Consider the following 15355-nt stretch of genomic DNA (forward strand, 5'->3'; position numbering starts at 1 on the left):
TTTACAGGTGTCAATACAGGGTGGGGCAACCCGCCCTTTGATCATTGAGTGGCAAGGGAAGCGTTATGGTGATGACTGTCCGGGTAATTGCGCCCGATAAAACCGTTTGGGATGCCCCCGCTGAGGAAGTGATTTTGCCCAGCACAACCGGGCAATTGGGGATTCTCTCAAATCATGCCCCCCTCTTAACTGCCTTGGAAACGGGTGTGATGCGGGTGCGCCAAGACCGCGAATGGGTGGCGATCGCTCTCATGGGGGGCTTTGCCGAAGTTGAAAACAACGAAGTGACGATTCTCGTCAACGGTGCCGAGCGCGGGGACACAATTGACCTTGAAAAAGCCAAGGCGGAGTTTGCCGCCGCACAGGCTGCCCTCGCTCAAGCCGAACAGGGGGAATCCAAACAGGCTAAAATTCAAGCCACCCAAGCCTTTCGTCGCGCCCGTGCTCGCTTGCAGGCCGCAGGGGGTGTGGTCGAGATTTAGCTTTTTCTCATTTTTTCTCATTTGATGAAGTTCAAAGCCTCCCCAACTGCTGACTGGGAGGTTTTTTATTTAGCTGGCCGCCGTTTGCTGCCGCAGGTAGGCTTGGATAAAGGGATCAAGGTTACCATCCATCACATCCTGAATGGCTGTCGTTTCCACCTCTGTGCGCAGGTCCTTGACCAGTTGATAGGGGTGAAAGACATAGTTGCGAATTTGGTTGCCCCAAGCCGCCTCAACGGCCTCGCCACGAATATCGGCAATTTCCTTGGCCTTTTGCTCTTGGGCAATCACCAATAGCTTCGCCTTGAGAATGGCAAGGGCCTTTTCCTTATTTTGCAGTTGCGATCGCTCCTGCGTGCAGCGGACAGCTAAGCCCGTTGGTTTATGGACAATGCGCACTGCCGTTTCCACCTTGTTGACGTTTTGCCCCCCCTTGCCACCACTGCGGGAAGTGGTAATTTCTAAATCGCTTTCGGGAATCTCAACGGTAACGGATTGATCCAGTTCGGGCATCACATCCACTCCAGCGAAGCTCGTTTGCCGTTTGCCATTGGCATTGAAGGGAGAAATGCGCACTAGCCGATGGGTACCCTTTTCAGAACGCAGATAGCCATAGGCGTAGCGACCGCGAATTTCCAAGGTTGCCGACTTAATACCTGCCTCTTCCCCTTCTGAAAGTTCTGCCAGATGGGTTTGGTAACCGTGGCGCTCTGCCCAGCGGGTGTACATCCGCAGCAACATTTCTGCCCAATCCTGGGCATCAGTCCCGCCCGCCCCAGCATTGATCGTGACAATAGCGTTGTTTTTGTCGTAGGGGCCACTGAGGAGTTGTTCCAGTTCCCAGCGATTCAACTGGGTGTCTAACTCCTTTAGCAGCGTAGTTGCCTCTGTCAGCAACCCTTCATCCAGTTCTAACTCCAGCAGTTCCAGGGCTGTTTCCACGTGTTCAATTGTTTTTTGCCACTGTTGGAGCTGGCTGAGGCTATCCTTAGCTTCAGTGAGTTGTTGCAGCGTGGCTTGAGCCGTGGCCTGATCAGTCCAGAAATCTGGCTGAGCGGCGGTGTGCTCAAGGTCATGAATCTTGGCCTTCAGTGCCGCTGGGTCAAAGACAGTCCTGGGTATGACCCAGGCGATCGCGCAACAGAGAAAAATCGCGTTTAAGGGTGCTTAAATCAGTCATTTTGGGATGCAAAGAATAGAGGGATTCTGTTGCCATTTTACCAAAGCAGATTCCCTGCAAAAGCTGTTGCTATTGGCTATTTCTAGGGCGGTCGAGGACTTCCAGGCAATAACTTCCAGGCAATAAATGTTAAAAGTTTCGCCCTTGCCCTAGGCCCCCTGCAAGTGTCACCATAATCCCTAGGTGAACTCTGGGGAATCTGACCCATGGCCATCAAAAACTCGCCCGAAGTCCCACGCAATCGTTGGATTGGTAATGCCTTACTCTTCCTCGGCTTGGGGTTTTTGCTCCTGAACCTCTTCTTTCCCCAACTCTTTGCACCGCGCCCGCCTCAGGTTCCCTACAGTATGTTTATCCATCAGGTGCAAGAGGGAGATGTCGCTCGCGTCTATCTGGGTCAAAATGAGATTCTCTATCAACTGAAGCCCCAAGGGGATAAACCGCCTCAAGTTTTAGCAACCACGCCGATCTTTGATCTTGAGTTACCCAAGCGCCTCGAGGAAAAGGGAGTGGAATTTGCAGCTGCTCCGCCCCCCCGCAATAGCTGGTTGTTAAATATCTTGGGTTGGGTGATTCCACCAATTGTTTTTGTCTTGATTCTTCAGTTCTTTGCCAATCGCCAAGCAGGCGGTGGTCCCCAGGGGGTACTCTCCATCAGTAAAAGCCGGGCGAAGGTCTATGTGGAGGGAGCAAACACCGGCATTCGCTTTGATGATGTGGCTGGGGTTGAGGAAGCTAAGGCAGAACTGGTGGAGATTGTGGATTTCCTAAAAAATCCCCAACGCTACATTCAAATTGGTGCCCGCATTCCCAAGGGGGTGCTGCTGGTGGGGCCACCGGGAACAGGGAAAACCCTGCTGGCCAAGGCCGTTGCCGGCGAAGCCAATGTCCCTTTTTTCTCCATTTCGGGTTCGGAGTTTGTCGAGCTATTTGTGGGCGTGGGGTCTGCCCGTGTACGGGATCTCTTTGAGCAGGCGAAAAAGCAAGCCCCCTGTATTGTCTTTATTGATGAATTGGATGCCATTGGTAAGTCCCGTTCTAGTGCGGGTTTCTATGGCGGCAATGATGAACGGGAGCAAACCCTGAACCAACTGCTCACAGAAATGGATGGCTTTGATGCCACGGGGGCAACGGTGATTGTCCTTGCTGCAACCAACCGCCCAGAAACCCTTGATCCGGCATTGCTGCGCCCCGGACGCTTTGATCGTCAAGTCTTAGTGGATCGCCCTGATTTGAGTGGTCGTGAAGCCATTTTGAAAATCCATGCCAAAAAGGTGAAACTAGCCCCTGAGGTAGATCTGCACGCGATCGCTGCCCGTACGCCCGGGTTTGCCGGTGCCGATTTGGCCAACTTGGTCAATGAAGCAGCCCTCCTAGCAGCTCGTCATCAGCGGGAAATGGTGACCCAGCAGGACTTTGCCGAAGCAATTGAACGCATTGTGGCAGGTCTGGAGAAGAAAAGCCGTGTCCTCAACGACAAAGAGAAGAAAATTGTCGCTTACCACGAAGTCGGTCATGCCCTTGTGGGCTGTGCGCTGCCGGGCAGTGGTCGGGTAGAAAAGATCTCCATTGTGCCCCGCGGCATGGCGGCTCTTGGTTACACATTGCAGTTGCCGACGGAGGACCGCTTCCTCCTTGATGAGCGGGAGCTGCGTGCCCAAATTGCCACGCTGCTGGGGGGGCGATCGGCGGAGGAGATTGTCTTTGGCACAATCACTACTGGAGCCGCCAATGATTTGCAACGGGCAACCGATTTGGCAGAGCGGATGGTGCGCAGCTACGGTATGAGCAAAGTTCTTGGCCCCCTTGCCTTTGAGCAACAACAGTCCAGCTTTTTGACAAACACTGGCATGATGCTACGGGCCGTGAGTGAGGAAACCGCTCAAGCCATCGACCGTGAAGTAAAGGAAATTGTTGAGTCAGCTCACCAGCAGGCGCTCAGTATCCTCCAAGAAAACCGTGACCTTCTTGAGGCGATCGCCCAAAAACTCTTGGAAAAAGAAGTGATTGAGGGTGAAGAACTTCAGGAGCTACTGGCTCAGGTGAAAACTCCCGCCGCTGCCTAACCAAGGGAGCCGCAAAAACGCAAAAAAAAGACCAGCGGCTAACTGGTCATTCAGTCCAATGTTTCTGTCTCAAAGGAGAAGTCAAGGCGCCCATAAAACATGCAGGGGAGCCAAAAACGGCACTGCCTTAGCTTCCCTTCTCTTTCTATGATAATGGAGCCAGAGTCACAAAAATTCACATATATAAATAAAATCTTTAGGTATTTCTACTCAAACCCATAACCGCAGGTAATCAGTTTAGCGGCCACCGACGGTAATGGCATCCACTTTGATGTGGGGCTGACCCACGGTGACGTAGATACTACCGCTAATCGAGCCACAGAAACCGGGAGCAAGGGCAAGATCATTGGCGGACATGGAAATTCGCTGCATGATTTCTTTGGCTTCGCCAATCAGTGTGGCTCCTTTGAGGGGGTGTTTGATTTGGCCGTTGTCAATCCAGTAGGCCTCCTCAACGGCAAAGTTAAATTGACCCGTGGCACCGACACTACCACCTCCCATGCGTTTACAGTAAATGCCGCGATCAATGGAGGCAATTAGATCCTCAACAGTGTACTTGCCGGGGGCAATGTAGGTGTTGCGCATCCGCGAAGCGGCAGCATAGGTATAGCTTTGGCGTCGGCCACTGCCAGTGCGGGGGTGGCCCGTGCGCATGGAGCCTGCGCGATCGCTCAGGAAGTTCTTGAGGATACCATTTTCAATCAGCAACGTCCGCTGTGTCGGCATCCCCTCATCGTCCATATCTAGACTGCCAAAGGCACCGCTGGTAATTCCCTCATCCCAAGCGGTCAAGTTTTCATGGGCAATTTTCTCGCCTTTTTTATCGGCAAACGGGGTCGTACCCCGTTCAATTTGAGTCGTTTCCAAAAGATGACCACAGGCTTCATGGAAGATCACACCCCCAAATTGGTTAGCCATGATCACTGGGTAAGTGCCCGATTCCACGTAGTCGGCATAGAGCATTTTGCCGGCCGCTTCGGCAACGGTATCGGCCAAGGTGATGTAGTCCCACTGGCGCAAAAAATCTGGATTGCTGGTATCGCCACTGCGCTCACCAATGGCAGCACGGTGCTCGCCATCCGTACAGAGAACAGAGGCCACTGCCGACTGGGTAAGGCGAATGTCACGGCCAAAAGTGCCATCACTGGCGGCCACCATCACCTCTTGCCAATCGCGGAAATAACTGAGGCGACGAGATTGGAGATGGGGGGTTCTCTGGCGCAGGCGATCGCTCCCCGCTAGGAGAATATCGGCCACTTCAGCAATGGAACTACAGGTGGCCCGCCAGCCTTCCTTACGGCCTTGGGCATAGTCCCGCAGCAATTCAAGGTGAATTTCAGGTACGTAGGCTTGGGGACTGGGTAAGAGCAACCCCATTAGGCCCAGGGCTTTTTCAAGGGCGGTGCGGAGGCCGCTGAAGCTGAGGTCATTGGTGCTCACGTAGCAGTCACGAGTACCACGAAAAACACGAATACCCGCCCCTAAGCTCAAGCGAGGGGAGACACTCGTCAGGCGATCCTCCTCGACAAGGGTACTGAGGTAATGACTGCGCTCAAGGAAAATCTCGACAAAATCAGCGCCAGCCGCCCGTCCAAGGCCAAGGAGTGTGGCAAGGGGAGCTTCCCAAGAGCCATCAAAGCGATCGCCTTCGGGGGAGTAGCTAAGGTGGGCAAGATCCGCAGAACGAAGTAGCGTGGCTGGCATTGTTAACAATCACTTAACATATCCCCACTATAGCAAATTCCCCCTTGCCGCCTAGTTTTCAGCTTTGGCCAAAAAGGAGAGGTGGTAAAGGGTATCCTTGGCGGGGTGGGCTTGCACCTCTTGGAGCACCACCGTTCCCTGCCACGGCAAATCCGGGATCGAAAGCTGAATCGGAGTTTTCTGGGGACGGGCATCCCGTACCAACAATTCGGCGGCACGGGTATCCACCACCAGGGAAATCGAAGACTCGATGGTGGGGCCGTAGAGGACGGCAGGGATTTTGCCATTACGCCGCAGGGCATTGGGCTTGGCATCGGCAGGGCGTAGTTGCCCCTCAATTGCTAAGGAACGAGACATCGCTGCAACTCCAATTAAGATAAAATCGGGTGGACTTGGGTGCCATCATCCTTGAGGAGTGCCCGTTTGGGGCCATGGATCGGATCCTCAACAATGATGGTTTGGCTGCGCTCTGCCCCCAGGGAAACAATGGCAATGGGAACAGACATAATTTCAGCCAAAAACTTAAGATAGTTCAATGCTGCCTTGGGCAGATCATCAAGGGAGCGACAATGACGGGTAGATTGCTGCCACCCCGGTAGGGTTTCATAGATGGGACGGCAGCGGGCAAATTTGAGGGCATTGCTGGGGAAGTGTTCGCACCGCTCACCGTCAATATCGTAGGCCACACAAACTTTGATCTCTGGCAATTCATCCAAGACATCGAGCTTGGTAATTGCCAAGCAATCCAGACCATTAATGCGCACCGCGTAGCGGCCAATCACAGCATCAAACCAGCCACAGCGGCGGCGCCGTCCGGTGGTGGTACCAAATTCGGCACCGCGATCGCCCAAGAGTTCCCCCACCTCGTCCAACAGTTCCGTTGGAAAAGGCCCTTCACCGACCCGGGTCGTATAGGCCTTGGCGACCCCAATGACGCGGTCAATCATCGTCGGACCAATACCAGCTCCAACACAGGCACCCCCGGCCACAGGGTTTGAGGAGGTGACGTAGGGATAGGTGCCGTGATCAAGGTCTAAGAGGGTACCTTGGGCCCCTTCAAAGAGAATGTTACGCCGACGGCGGATGGCATCATCGAGGACGAGGGAACCGTCGACAATGTGCGATCGCAGGCGCTCACCGTAGGCAGAGTATTCTTCAATGATCGGCTGCGGTTCCAGGGGAGCGAGTCCGTAGAGCTTTTCGAGGATCAAATTCTTTTGGGCGATCGCCCACTCCAGCTTGGCAGCCAATTGATCTCGATCCAGCAGGTCCAGCATGCGGATCCCTGTCCGCTCCGATTTATCGGCATAGGTGGGGCCAATGCCGCGTCCTGTGGTACCAATGCGCCGCGACCCCCGCCGTTCCTCAGCAGCAATATCCAACTGGCGATGGTAGGGCATCGTCACATGGGCTGTTTCGGCAATCAGCAAATTCTCAGTGCTGACCCCCAACTGTTCCAGTTGTTCGAGTTCCTCAAGGAGCACCTTGGGATCCACCACCGTTCCTGCCCCAATGATGCACTGGGTATCGGGGTAGAGAATCCCTGACGGGATCAGGTGCAATTTCAGGGTCTGGTCTTTGACAACAATGGTGTGACCGGCATTGACACCGCCCTGATAGCGGACTACCACATCGGCAGACTTGCTCAGGAGATCGGTGATTTTACCCTTGCCTTCATCGCCCCACTGGGCACCAACAACGACGACGTTTGCCAAGTGATTTTCTTAACTCGTTAATTAACACAATCGTCTATTGTAACCCTTGGGGCAGATGCACACAAGCGCGCGATCGCAAAAATTTTCTCAGTGCCCTGACTGTCCTAGGGGCGATCGTGCTACCATAAAAGGTGCTTTGGATGCCGATGTAGCTCAGTGGTAGAGCACTCGATTCGTAATCGAGCGGTCGTGAGTTCGAATCTCATCATCGGCTTGGTTGAGCTGTTTACAGCCGTCTGATCGCGGGAACAGACTGTGTTTGTCTACCTCAGAGGAACCGTTGTTGGCCATCAATCGGAGGGTGGCCATCGCTGTGCCCTGATCCTAGAGGTCAATGGGGTCGGCTATCGCCTACTGGTGACGTCCCATCTGTTGCAGCAATATCCGCCGCGTCCTGAAGTGGTGCAGATTTTTACCCACCTTAGTATCCGTGAGGATCAGATGCTCCTCTATGGCTTTGCCTCGGCAGCCGAGCGGGATCTCTTTCTCCGTTTGATCCGTGTCAATGGGGTTGGGCCGCAGATGGCGCTATCGCTGCTGGATACACTGCCCTTGCCAGAGCTGGTCCAGGCGATTGTTAGTGGCAATACTCGGCGTCTTAGCCGGGCACCGGGGGTGGGTCATAAAACCGCTGAGCGCATTGCCTTGGAACTCAAGGCCGCCCTGAGTGCTTGGCGACAGGAAATGGGATTCACAACGGCTTCCTCTGGCCTACCCTCAGAGGCGGTTCGTGAAGAACTGGAGTTAACCCTCTTGGCCTTGGGCTATAGCGATCGCGAGATTGCAGCCGCCCTCACTGCCGTCGGGCAAACGACCACTCTCCCTAACAATAGCGATCCAGAGGCATGGCTACGGGAAGCCATTGCATGGCTAAGTGCCAATACATAGCTATCCCTGAGCCAATACCCCCCTTTAGAGTAGCTGTAAAAAAGGGGGCAAGCAGCCCCCGATGAGTTGGATGAAAGATATTGATTTTTAGGAAAACATTGGCAGGTGAGAATAGAGGGCTGCCCACAGGGGACTCCAAGGCCCAAGGTTGAGTACTAGAGCCGCAATCGCCACGCTACTGCTGAGCCATGTCAGCCATTGGGAGTAGATATTTGCCCTTGGCTTCTGGGTTTGCAGGTGTTCAACGGTTTGCTGAAGCTGCTCGACTTCTTGGTTGAGACCTGCAATCTCATGGTGTAGCCCCTCAATTTCACGATCGCGATCGCTCACCGTGGCCTGGCAAGCCGCCAGTTCTGCTTCTTTTTCGCGACAGGTGGCTTCAATCGTGGTTAAGGAAGCGGTTAATGTGGCCGTTTGTCTGGCATATTCCTCTTCAAGGCTACTACTGCGCTGGTAGGCGGTTTCTAGCTCTTGGCGGTAGCGATCGCAATTCTCCCGCAGGACTTCATTGTCGGCTTGGCTACTGTTGAGGGCATTCGTCAATTCTGCCACCTGCTGGCGATAGTCCCTGACTTGAGTTTGCAGTTGCTGTTGCTGGTTTTCTAACTCTTGGCAGCGGTTTTGCAGCCATTCCACCTCTGAGCGCAATTGCTCAATTTCTTGGCGCTGGCGATCGCGCTCCTGTTCACTACGGGCAACCAATTCCTTTAGCCCTTCGATACGCTGGGCTTGTTCGCCAACCATTCTGTGCAGGCGATCGCACTCTTCCTTCAACCGTTGGACAGACCCCTTGTACTGCCGCTGTACCCAAGCCCGCAAAAACGATAGACCAGAGATGGTAAATCCAATTAGGGCATAGGTGCCCACCAGTATATGACCCGTGGCCGACATCTGTAACATATTAAACCCCTGAACTTGAGTTGAATGTCAACGAAAACGCCGCAATCCAGAATACAGCCCTTTTCCCAAGGAGGGAACTCGCCCAAAACAGCCAAAGCTGCTGTCGGAGAGGGCTCTCGACTTTTTATCCTTTGGCGATCGCTCCCCTATGCAGGCCCAGAGCGATAACTTTTGGGAATCAATGCAGAAACCTGTATTTTCTAGTCTAGCGAGGGAGAATGACTACTGGGGTTAGCTGCTTGATAGCCTTGGTACAATAGGGGATGCACTTGAATTTGCAAGGGGAAGACCAATGACTGAGGCAGCTGTATTGCCCATTCTGTTGATGGGGATTGCGAACTTTTTGCAAATCTACTTAATTATTCTGCTGATTCGCGTCCTTCTGTCGTGGTTTCCTAATATCAACTGGTATAATCCGCCCTTCTCGATTCTGAGTCAGTTAACGGATCCCTACCTGAACATCTTTCGCGGTCTGATTCCCCCCATCGGTGGTCTTGACTTTTCGCCGATCATTGCCTTCTTCCTCTTGCAATTCATTGTTCAACTGTTGGCGGGGTTCTCCAGTAGCGCCACGTTCTTCTAAACCACTGCTGGCTCGTTAGGGGGCAATCGCCATGTCAACACTGCCTGCGTTCCAAGATGAATTTGATGTTATTGTTGTCGGTGCCGGTCATGCGGGCTGTGAAGCCGCCTTGGCAACGGCGCGGTTGGGCTGTCGTACCCTCCTGCTGACCCTCAACCTCGATAAAATTGCTTGGCAGCCCTGTAATCCGGCAGTGGGTGGTCCTGCCAAATCGCAACTCGTGCACGAAGTGGATGCCCTCGGAGGGGAAATTGGCCGTGTCAGCGATCGCACCTATGTGCAAAAGCGTCTCCTGAATGCCTCACGGGGTCCAGCGGTCTGGGCGCTGCGGGCGCAAACGGATAAGCGCGAATACAGCGCCGTCATGAAACAGGTGGTGGAAAATCAGCCCAACTTGCTCGTCCGCGAGGGCATGGTCACGGATTTAGTCCTTGATGCCAATGACACGGTGATTGGGGTTGAAACCTACTTTGGCGTCGCCTTTCGCTGTCAAGCGGTGATTCTGACAACGGGAACCTTCCTCGGTGGCCGTATCTGGGTAGGGAATAAATCGATGCCCGCTGGTCGTGCTGGCGAATTTGCCGCAGAGGGTCTCTCCCAAACCTTAGCCCGCCTCGGCTTTGAGGTGGATCGTCTGAAAACAGGAACCCCTGCGCGGGTGGACCGGCGATCGGTGGACTACAGCAAGATGGAGCCCCAGCCCCCGGATGAGCAAGTGCGCTGGTTTAGCTTTGATCCTACAGTATGGGTGGAAAGGCCCCAAATGAACTGCTACTTGACCCGCACCACCCCTGAAACCCACCGGCTCATCCGTGAGCATCTCCACCTCACTCCTGTGTATGGTGGTTGGGTTGATGCCAAAGGCCCCCGCTACTGCCCCAGCATTGAGGATAAAATTGTCCGCTTTGCCGATAAAGAAAGCCATCAAATTTTCATTGAACCCGAAGGCCGCAATACGCCTGAACTCTACATCCAAGGCTTTTCTACGGGACTGCCAGAACCACTGCAACTGCAACTATTGCGCACGCTGCCGGGGCTAGAAAACTGCATCATGCTGCGTCCGGCCTATGCGGTGGAGTATGACTACTTGCCGGCAACCCAGTGCTTTCCCACCCTCATGACCAAGAAAATTCAGGGGCTATTTTGTGCCGGACAAATTAACGGCACCACTGGCTATGAGGAAGCAGCCGCCCAGGGAATTGTGGCCGGGATTAATGCCGCTCGCTTTGTTCAGAGGAAACCCATGATCACCTTCCCGCGGCAAGAGAGCTACATCGGTACCCTTATTGATGATCTGTGTACGAAGGAACTGCGGGAACCCTACCGCATGCTCACTAGCCGCTCGGAATATCGCTTGGTGTTGCGATCGGACAATGCCGACCAGCGGCTTACCCCCTTGGGGTATGAGATTGGTTTGGTGAGCGAAGCCCAGTGGCAGGTGTTTCAAGCCAAGCAACGCCGTCTTGCCGCGGAGACGCAACGCCTTCAGACAACCCGCATTAAAGCCCATGAACCGGTGGGTGAAGCGATTGTCACTGCCACAGGTCAAGCGATTAAGAGTGCTATTGCCCTGGAGGAGCTGCTGCGGCGATCGGGGGTACATTACGAGCTATTGGATCGCCACGGCCTTGGCAATCCCGACTTGACGCCCCAAGAGAAAGAGGCGGTTGAAATTGCCATTAAGTACGCCGGCTACATTGAGCGGCAACAACGGGAAATTGAACAGATTGCCCGCCAAGAACAGCGTCCTCTGCCTGTGGATTTGGATTACTTTGCCATTCCTACCCTGTCAATGGAGGCACGGGAGAAACTCAGTGCCATCCGCCCCCTCACCATTGGTCAAGCGAGTCGTATTGGGGGGGTCAATCCGGCGGATATCAATGCTCTATTGGTCTATCTACAGGTGCAACAGCAGCGGCAATCCCTGACGGCAGTGGGGGGCTAAGACAAAGTGGCCGGCTGGTTAGGTGAATTGGAGCTGGTCTATGCTTGGCGGCGGGGGCAAACGATTCCAGTGCGGGCTTATGCCTCGGCACCCCTGAAGCTGCAACGGTCGTTTTATCCCGAGGGAAAACCGATCTGCCACAGTGTGATCCTGCATACGGCGGGGGGCTATGTGGGGGGCGATCGCCTGCACCAAAAGATTACCCTTGAACCCCAGTGCCGTGTCCTGTTGACAACGCCTGCCGCTACCAAGGTCTATGGTCGTGCTCAAATCCCTGTGGAGCAAACGCTCCACTGTCATGTTGCCGATGAGGCGGTTTTAGAATGGCTCCCCCAAGAAACGATTATCTTTGCGGGTGCTCAATTTCACCAACGCCTGCGCATTGATCTTGCCCCTCAAGCACAGGTGGGCCTTTGGGAGATGACCCGCTTTGGCCGCACGGCTCGCGGTGAAGTCTTTAATCGTGGCTATTGGCGTTACCACACGGAGGTATGGCAGGGGGGCGTCCCCCTGTGGATTGATCGCCAGCGGATTGAGGGTACGAAAATGATGCTGACAGCAATGAATGCTTTGCAGGGGTGTCCCCTCATGGGCACATTGGCTTGGGTCGGTAGGGAAGTGAGCAGCGAACAGATCCAACGGCTGCGGGATTTAGCGATGGGGATCCAGGGGGAGATGGGTGTCAGTACCCTGATTCGTGGGGTGGTTTGTCGCTATCGCGGTCATTCCATGGCGGAATTACGGCGCTGGTTTGTGGCGGCTTGGCAGTTGCTGCGGCCGGGGCAAGGTTCTCATCCTTTGGTTTGCTATCCCCGGGTGTGGCCCCGATGAACCGCAGGCGTGCTCTTACGGATTACGAGCGGCAACAAATTAGAAACATCAGTGCTTGGCTGCGAGAGGAAACGACCCCTCTGCAACAGGCGGTGCAATGCGTCAATGCCGCAGTTGAGCGTCATATCTGTGGGATGTTGTCCCCTGAACACCTAGCAACTCTGCGTAAGGCGGGGGAGCTCCTGCTCGCCAATAGTGATCACGCTTGGCAACACTTGAAACAGCGATTGGGCAGCGGTCAGATTCCAGTCGAGCACTGGCAGGATATGAAGGATCAACCCCTCGAGGTGTGCGATCGCCTGCAAGGGAGCGTTGCCGGTGCAGCCTTGACCAAAGCGGCCGTTGCAGCCCTAATCACTGCTCCCCTTGACTTTCTTGGTGAATTGGTGGATGTGGGGTTTGCTTTGCTGCTGGGTCTCAAAATCATTCAAGAGGTGGGCTTGTGCTATGGCTTTGGCAGTGAGACCTCAGTTGAACGGCATATCCTATGGGGCACGTTGCGGATCAGTTTTGCCGCCACTGGCAAGGAACGTCAGCATCTATTGTTGAGTTTGCTGCATCCTTCTGAGGAAAACGAACGGGGGGCGATCGCCGGCCTCTTGGAGGATAGTGCCTTTGAGGTCTTTAGCGACAACACGGCGGAGGCGGTGTTGAGTCGTGCATTAGTGACGTTGAGCGAAGAATTGAGCGGCGAGTTGATCCCCATGATTGGCATTGCGTTGGGGGTTCTCGAAAGCGAAACATTTGCCTGCCAGGTGGCAACGACGGCGCGATATGTTAATCAGTTGCGTTGGCTCCTGCGTGCTCACGGTGGCAGCGGCGTCGATCTCGCTTGCAGTTGATCGCCAATGCGGCGTAGGGCATCCATAGGTCCGGTGAGGAGGAGGCGATCGCCCGCCATTAAAGGACAATCGCTGCTAGGTTCAGAAAGAAGTGTCCCTTCTCGCCGCAGGGCACGAATCGTCACAGTCTCAGGCAGATGTAGATCCGCAATGGTGCAATGTTTTTCGCCAATCTCTTGGGGTAGCAGGATCCAAAGAAAGAAGGTTTCCCCTTGGGGCACACTGACACGGCCATGGATCAGGGCTTCACAAGCCTCAAACTCCGCTGGCTCGCCCACAATCAAGAGGCGATCGCCCCCTTGGAGGCGGGTTTGACCGCTGGGATAATCCACCTCAGTACCATCCGCCCGCACAATTGCCAAGAGCGTCACCCCCGTCAACTGTCGCAGTTGGATCTCTGCTAAGCTCATGCCGCGAATGGGGGAATCCTCAGGGACACTCAGCCAGCGACTATTCATATCCTGAGCCGCTTGCCGTAGGAGACGGGCGGTGCCCTCCGGTAGGGCATCACCCCGCAAATTGGCGTAATGGCTGTCGCGCACCTGCTGTACCTGCTGTTGAATATGGCGCTCGCCCATGCCTAGGCTAAAGAAGAGATGGGCAGCCAACTCTAAGCTGGCTTCAAACTCTGGTTGTACCACCTCCCGCGCCCCCAGTTGATAAAGCAATTCAATGTCGCGATCGCTATTGGCGCGAACAATGACATCCAGTTCTGGGGCAAACTCAAGGGCGCGCTTGAGACAGAGGCGGGTACTCATACTATCGGAGAGAGCGATCGCCATGCCAAGAGCTTGATCGACGCCTGCTTTGGCGAGAATTGTTTGACTGGCGGCATTGCCATAGATGTAGGGCAGTTGAGCATCGCGTACTTCATTAATGACCGTTTCACTTTGCTCAATGACCAACACAGGATAGTTTTGTTTTTGGAGGAGTTTGACCACACTCTTGCCGACACGACCATAGCCACAGACAATGACATGGTTTCGCTTCGGCAATCCCGTTAAATCCATGTCCAGGATTTCATCTTCCTTGAGGAGGCGGCGCAGTAGGGGCAGTTCCAAGAGCACCGGCACTAGCTTTAACAAAAAGGGCGTCACTAGCAAAGTGACTGCTGTGGTACCGAGGGTGAGCAGGTAAACTTGTTGGGACACCAACCCCAAACCTCGCCCTGCCGTCAGCAGTACAAAGGAAAATTCGCCAATCTGGGCAAGGCCGATCCCCACCAGCAACGACGTTTTCCAGGAGTAGCCAAAGAACTTAACAATGGGGGTGGTGATCAGGAACTTACCGAGAATAACGAGGCTCACCAATTCAATAATGCGATCTAAGTGCTCCCACAGAAAGACTGGGTCAATGAGCATGCCAATGGAGGCAAAAAAGAGCGTTGTAAAGATATCACGGATCGATTCCACGTAATCGAGGGTTTGATCGGCATACTCCACCTCAGAGATCATCAGACCCGCAATAAAGGCACCAATCTCAATTGAAAGCCCCAAATACTGGGTTAGCAGAGCAATTCCCAAGCAGAGGGCAACAACGCCTAAAAGGAAAATCTCACGACTTTCGGTTTTAGCCAGTAGCCGTAGCAGGGGGGGCAGCAACCACATACCAGCCGCGATCGCCCCCAGAGCAATTAAGGCAATGGTCAATACTGCTTGTCCGAGGGCGAGGCCCAACTCCTCTGGGGGTTTGTTCAGAGCTGGTAAGACGGCAATCATCAAGCCCACCGCCAAATCCTGCACGACCAAGATGCCCAGCATAATTTGCCCTTGGATCGACTCCAACTCATTGCGATCCATGAGGCTGCGCAGCACCACTGCCGTTGAAGAGAGGGAGAGGACAGCACCGAGGAAAATCCCCTGATTGGGGGAACTCACCCAGCCAACCCCAACGGCAATCAGCGTTGTGACTGCAATGGTCAGCAGAATTTGCAGGGCACTGCCCCCCAAGCTAACCCCTTGGACTTTTCGAATCTCACCGAGGGAGAAACTCACCCCCAGGGCAAAGAGCAAAAAGGCTACCCCCAGTTGTGCCAAACCTTCCACTTGAGGCACTTCCTTGAGGAGTCCCAAGCCTGTGGGCCCCACCAACATACCAGCCAAAAGGTAGCCCAGCAGGATGGGTTGTCGCAGCAAAGCTGCCAACAGACCTCCCACTGCCGCTGCCCCCAGCACCACACTGAGGTCAATGACAAGGCGAAAATCTTCCGTCATGGGATC

Annotated in this window: 13 protein-coding genes and 1 tRNA gene; 8 read left to right on the forward strand and 6 right to left on the reverse strand. The window is 54.4% G+C overall.

Translation table 11 applies throughout. The annotated features are described in order from the left end of the window. Nucleotides 1–65 precede the first annotated feature (65 nt). On the forward strand, nt 66–482 hold the full coding sequence (gene atpC / locus TLL_RS02685; protein WP_011056376.1) for an ATP synthase F1 subunit epsilon: 417 nt from the start codon (nt 66–68) through the stop codon (nt 480–482). 69 nt (nt 483–551) lie between these two features. On the opposite strand, the gene prfB is transcribed toward atpC, so the two are convergent. Further along, nucleotides 552–1662, reverse strand: a protein-coding gene (gene prfB / locus TLL_RS02690) for a peptide chain release factor 2 (protein ID WP_126988096.1) whose coding sequence is annotated in 2 segments (ribosomal slippage) — nt 552–1586 and nt 1588–1662 — 1110 coding nt in all. Because the reading frame shifts where the segments join, the coding sequence is not laid out codon by codon here. A gap of 206 nt (nt 1663–1868) precedes the next feature. Between prfB and ftsH4 the strand changes: the two genes are divergently transcribed. Continuing rightward, on the forward strand, nt 1869–3728 hold the full coding sequence (gene ftsH4, locus TLL_RS02695) for an ATP-dependent zinc metalloprotease FtsH (protein ID WP_011056378.1): 1860 nt from the start codon (nt 1869–1871) through the stop codon (nt 3726–3728). A 237-nt stretch (nt 3729–3965) separates the two neighbouring features. Here the strand turns inward: ftsH4 and TLL_RS02700 are convergent, their stop codons facing one another. Genes TLL_RS02700 through TLL_RS02710 form a run of 3 tightly spaced genes read right to left on the reverse strand, consistent with a single transcriptional unit; the run spans nt 3966 to nt 7147 of the window. Continuing rightward, on the reverse strand, nt 3966–5432 hold the full coding sequence (locus TLL_RS02700; protein WP_011056379.1) for a TldD/PmbA family protein: 1467 nt from the start codon (nt 5430–5432) through the stop codon (nt 3966–3968). A 51-nt stretch (nt 5433–5483) separates the two neighbouring features. After that, the gene (rplY, locus tag TLL_RS02705; protein WP_011056380.1) at nt 5484–5789 is read right to left on the reverse strand and encodes a 50S ribosomal protein L25; all 306 of its coding nucleotides are present in this window, start codon (nt 5787–5789) and stop codon (nt 5484–5486) included. Between the two features lie 14 nt (nt 5790–5803). Then, nucleotides 5804–7147 (reverse strand): adenylosuccinate synthase, encoded by a 1344-nt coding sequence (locus tag TLL_RS02710; protein WP_011056381.1) that lies wholly within the window; start codon nt 7145–7147, stop codon nt 5804–5806. A gap of 142 nt (nt 7148–7289) precedes the next feature. Between TLL_RS02710 and TLL_RS02715 the strand changes: the two genes are divergently transcribed. Next, nucleotides 7290–7361: transfer RNA gene (locus TLL_RS02715), tRNA-Thr, on the forward strand. A 41-nt stretch (nt 7362–7402) separates the two neighbouring features. Then, nucleotides 7403–8035: a Holliday junction branch migration protein RuvA gene (gene ruvA / locus TLL_RS02720; protein ID WP_011056382.1), complete on the forward strand. Its 633-nt coding sequence runs from the start codon at nt 7403–7405 to the stop codon at nt 8033–8035. A gap of 87 nt (nt 8036–8122) precedes the next feature. Here ruvA and TLL_RS02725 read toward each other — a convergent pair whose 3' ends face one another. Then, nucleotides 8123–8935, reverse strand: a complete 813-nt coding sequence (locus TLL_RS02725) for a hypothetical protein (RefSeq protein ID WP_011056383.1) — start codon at nt 8933–8935, stop codon at nt 8123–8125. Between the two features lie 292 nt (nt 8936–9227). On the opposite strand from TLL_RS02725, the gene TLL_RS02730 reads away from it, so the two are divergent. The 4 genes from TLL_RS02730 to TLL_RS02745 are packed head-to-tail and all read left to right on the forward strand — an operon-like array spanning nt 9228 to nt 13136. Then, nucleotides 9228–9518 carry a YggT family protein gene (locus TLL_RS02730; RefSeq protein ID WP_011056384.1) on the forward strand — a complete coding sequence of 97 codons (291 nt, stop codon included), beginning with the start codon at nt 9228–9230 and terminating at the stop codon, nt 9516–9518. Nucleotides 9519–9549: 31 nt separating this feature from the next. Beyond that, nucleotides 9550–11463 carry a tRNA uridine-5-carboxymethylaminomethyl(34) synthesis enzyme MnmG gene (gene mnmG, locus TLL_RS02735; protein ID WP_011056385.1) on the forward strand — a complete coding sequence of 638 codons (1914 nt, stop codon included), beginning with the start codon at nt 9550–9552 and terminating at the stop codon, nt 11461–11463. 6 nt (nt 11464–11469) lie between these two features. After that, nucleotides 11470–12294, forward strand: a complete 825-nt coding sequence (locus TLL_RS02740) for an urease accessory protein UreD (RefSeq protein WP_011056386.1) — start codon at nt 11470–11472, stop codon at nt 12292–12294. Continuing rightward, complete coding sequence (locus TLL_RS02745; protein WP_164920708.1) at nt 12291–13136, forward strand: EcsC family protein; 846 nt, start codon at nt 12291–12293, stop codon at nt 13134–13136. The genes TLL_RS02740 and TLL_RS02745 overlap by 4 nt, the downstream gene beginning before the upstream one ends. Here TLL_RS02745 and TLL_RS02750 read toward each other — a convergent pair. Further along, complete coding sequence (locus TLL_RS02750; protein WP_011056388.1) at nt 13100–15349, reverse strand: cation:proton antiporter; 2250 nt, start codon at nt 15347–15349, stop codon at nt 13100–13102. The two genes, TLL_RS02745 and TLL_RS02750, sit on opposite strands and share 37 nt — an antisense overlap. Between the last annotated feature and the right edge of the window lie 6 nt (nt 15350–15355).

This window comes from Thermosynechococcus vestitus BP-1, assembly GCF_000011345.1.
Taxonomy (GTDB): Bacteria; Cyanobacteriota; Cyanobacteriia; order Thermosynechococcales; family Thermosynechococcaceae; genus Thermosynechococcus; species Thermosynechococcus vestitus.

Coding starts and splice junctions, on each gene's coding strand:
- TLL_RS02725 (WP_011056383.1), bottom strand. CDS start 8,935: ATGTTACAGATGTCGGCCACGGGTCATATACTGGTGGGCACCTATGCC.
- TLL_RS02730 (WP_011056384.1), top strand. CDS start 9,228: ATGACTGAGGCAGCTGTATTGCCCATTCTGTTGATGGGGATTGCGAAC.
- TLL_RS02745 (WP_164920708.1), top strand. CDS start 12,291: ATGAACCGCAGGCGTGCTCTTACGGATTACGAGCGGCAACAAATTAGA.
- ftsH4 (WP_011056378.1), top strand. CDS start 1,869: ATGGCCATCAAAAACTCGCCCGAAGTCCCACGCAATCGTTGGATTGGT.
- mnmG (WP_011056385.1), top strand. CDS start 9,550: ATGTCAACACTGCCTGCGTTCCAAGATGAATTTGATGTTATTGTTGTC.
- atpC (WP_011056376.1), top strand. CDS start 66: ATGGTGATGACTGTCCGGGTAATTGCGCCCGATAAAACCGTTTGGGAT.
- rplY (WP_011056380.1), bottom strand. CDS start 5,789: ATGTCTCGTTCCTTAGCAATTGAGGGGCAACTACGCCCTGCCGATGCC.
- TLL_RS02700 (WP_011056379.1), bottom strand. CDS start 5,432: ATGCCAGCCACGCTACTTCGTTCTGCGGATCTTGCCCACCTTAGCTAC.
- TLL_RS02750 (WP_011056388.1), bottom strand. CDS start 15,349: ATGACGGAAGATTTTCGCCTTGTCATTGACCTCAGTGTGGTGCTGGGG.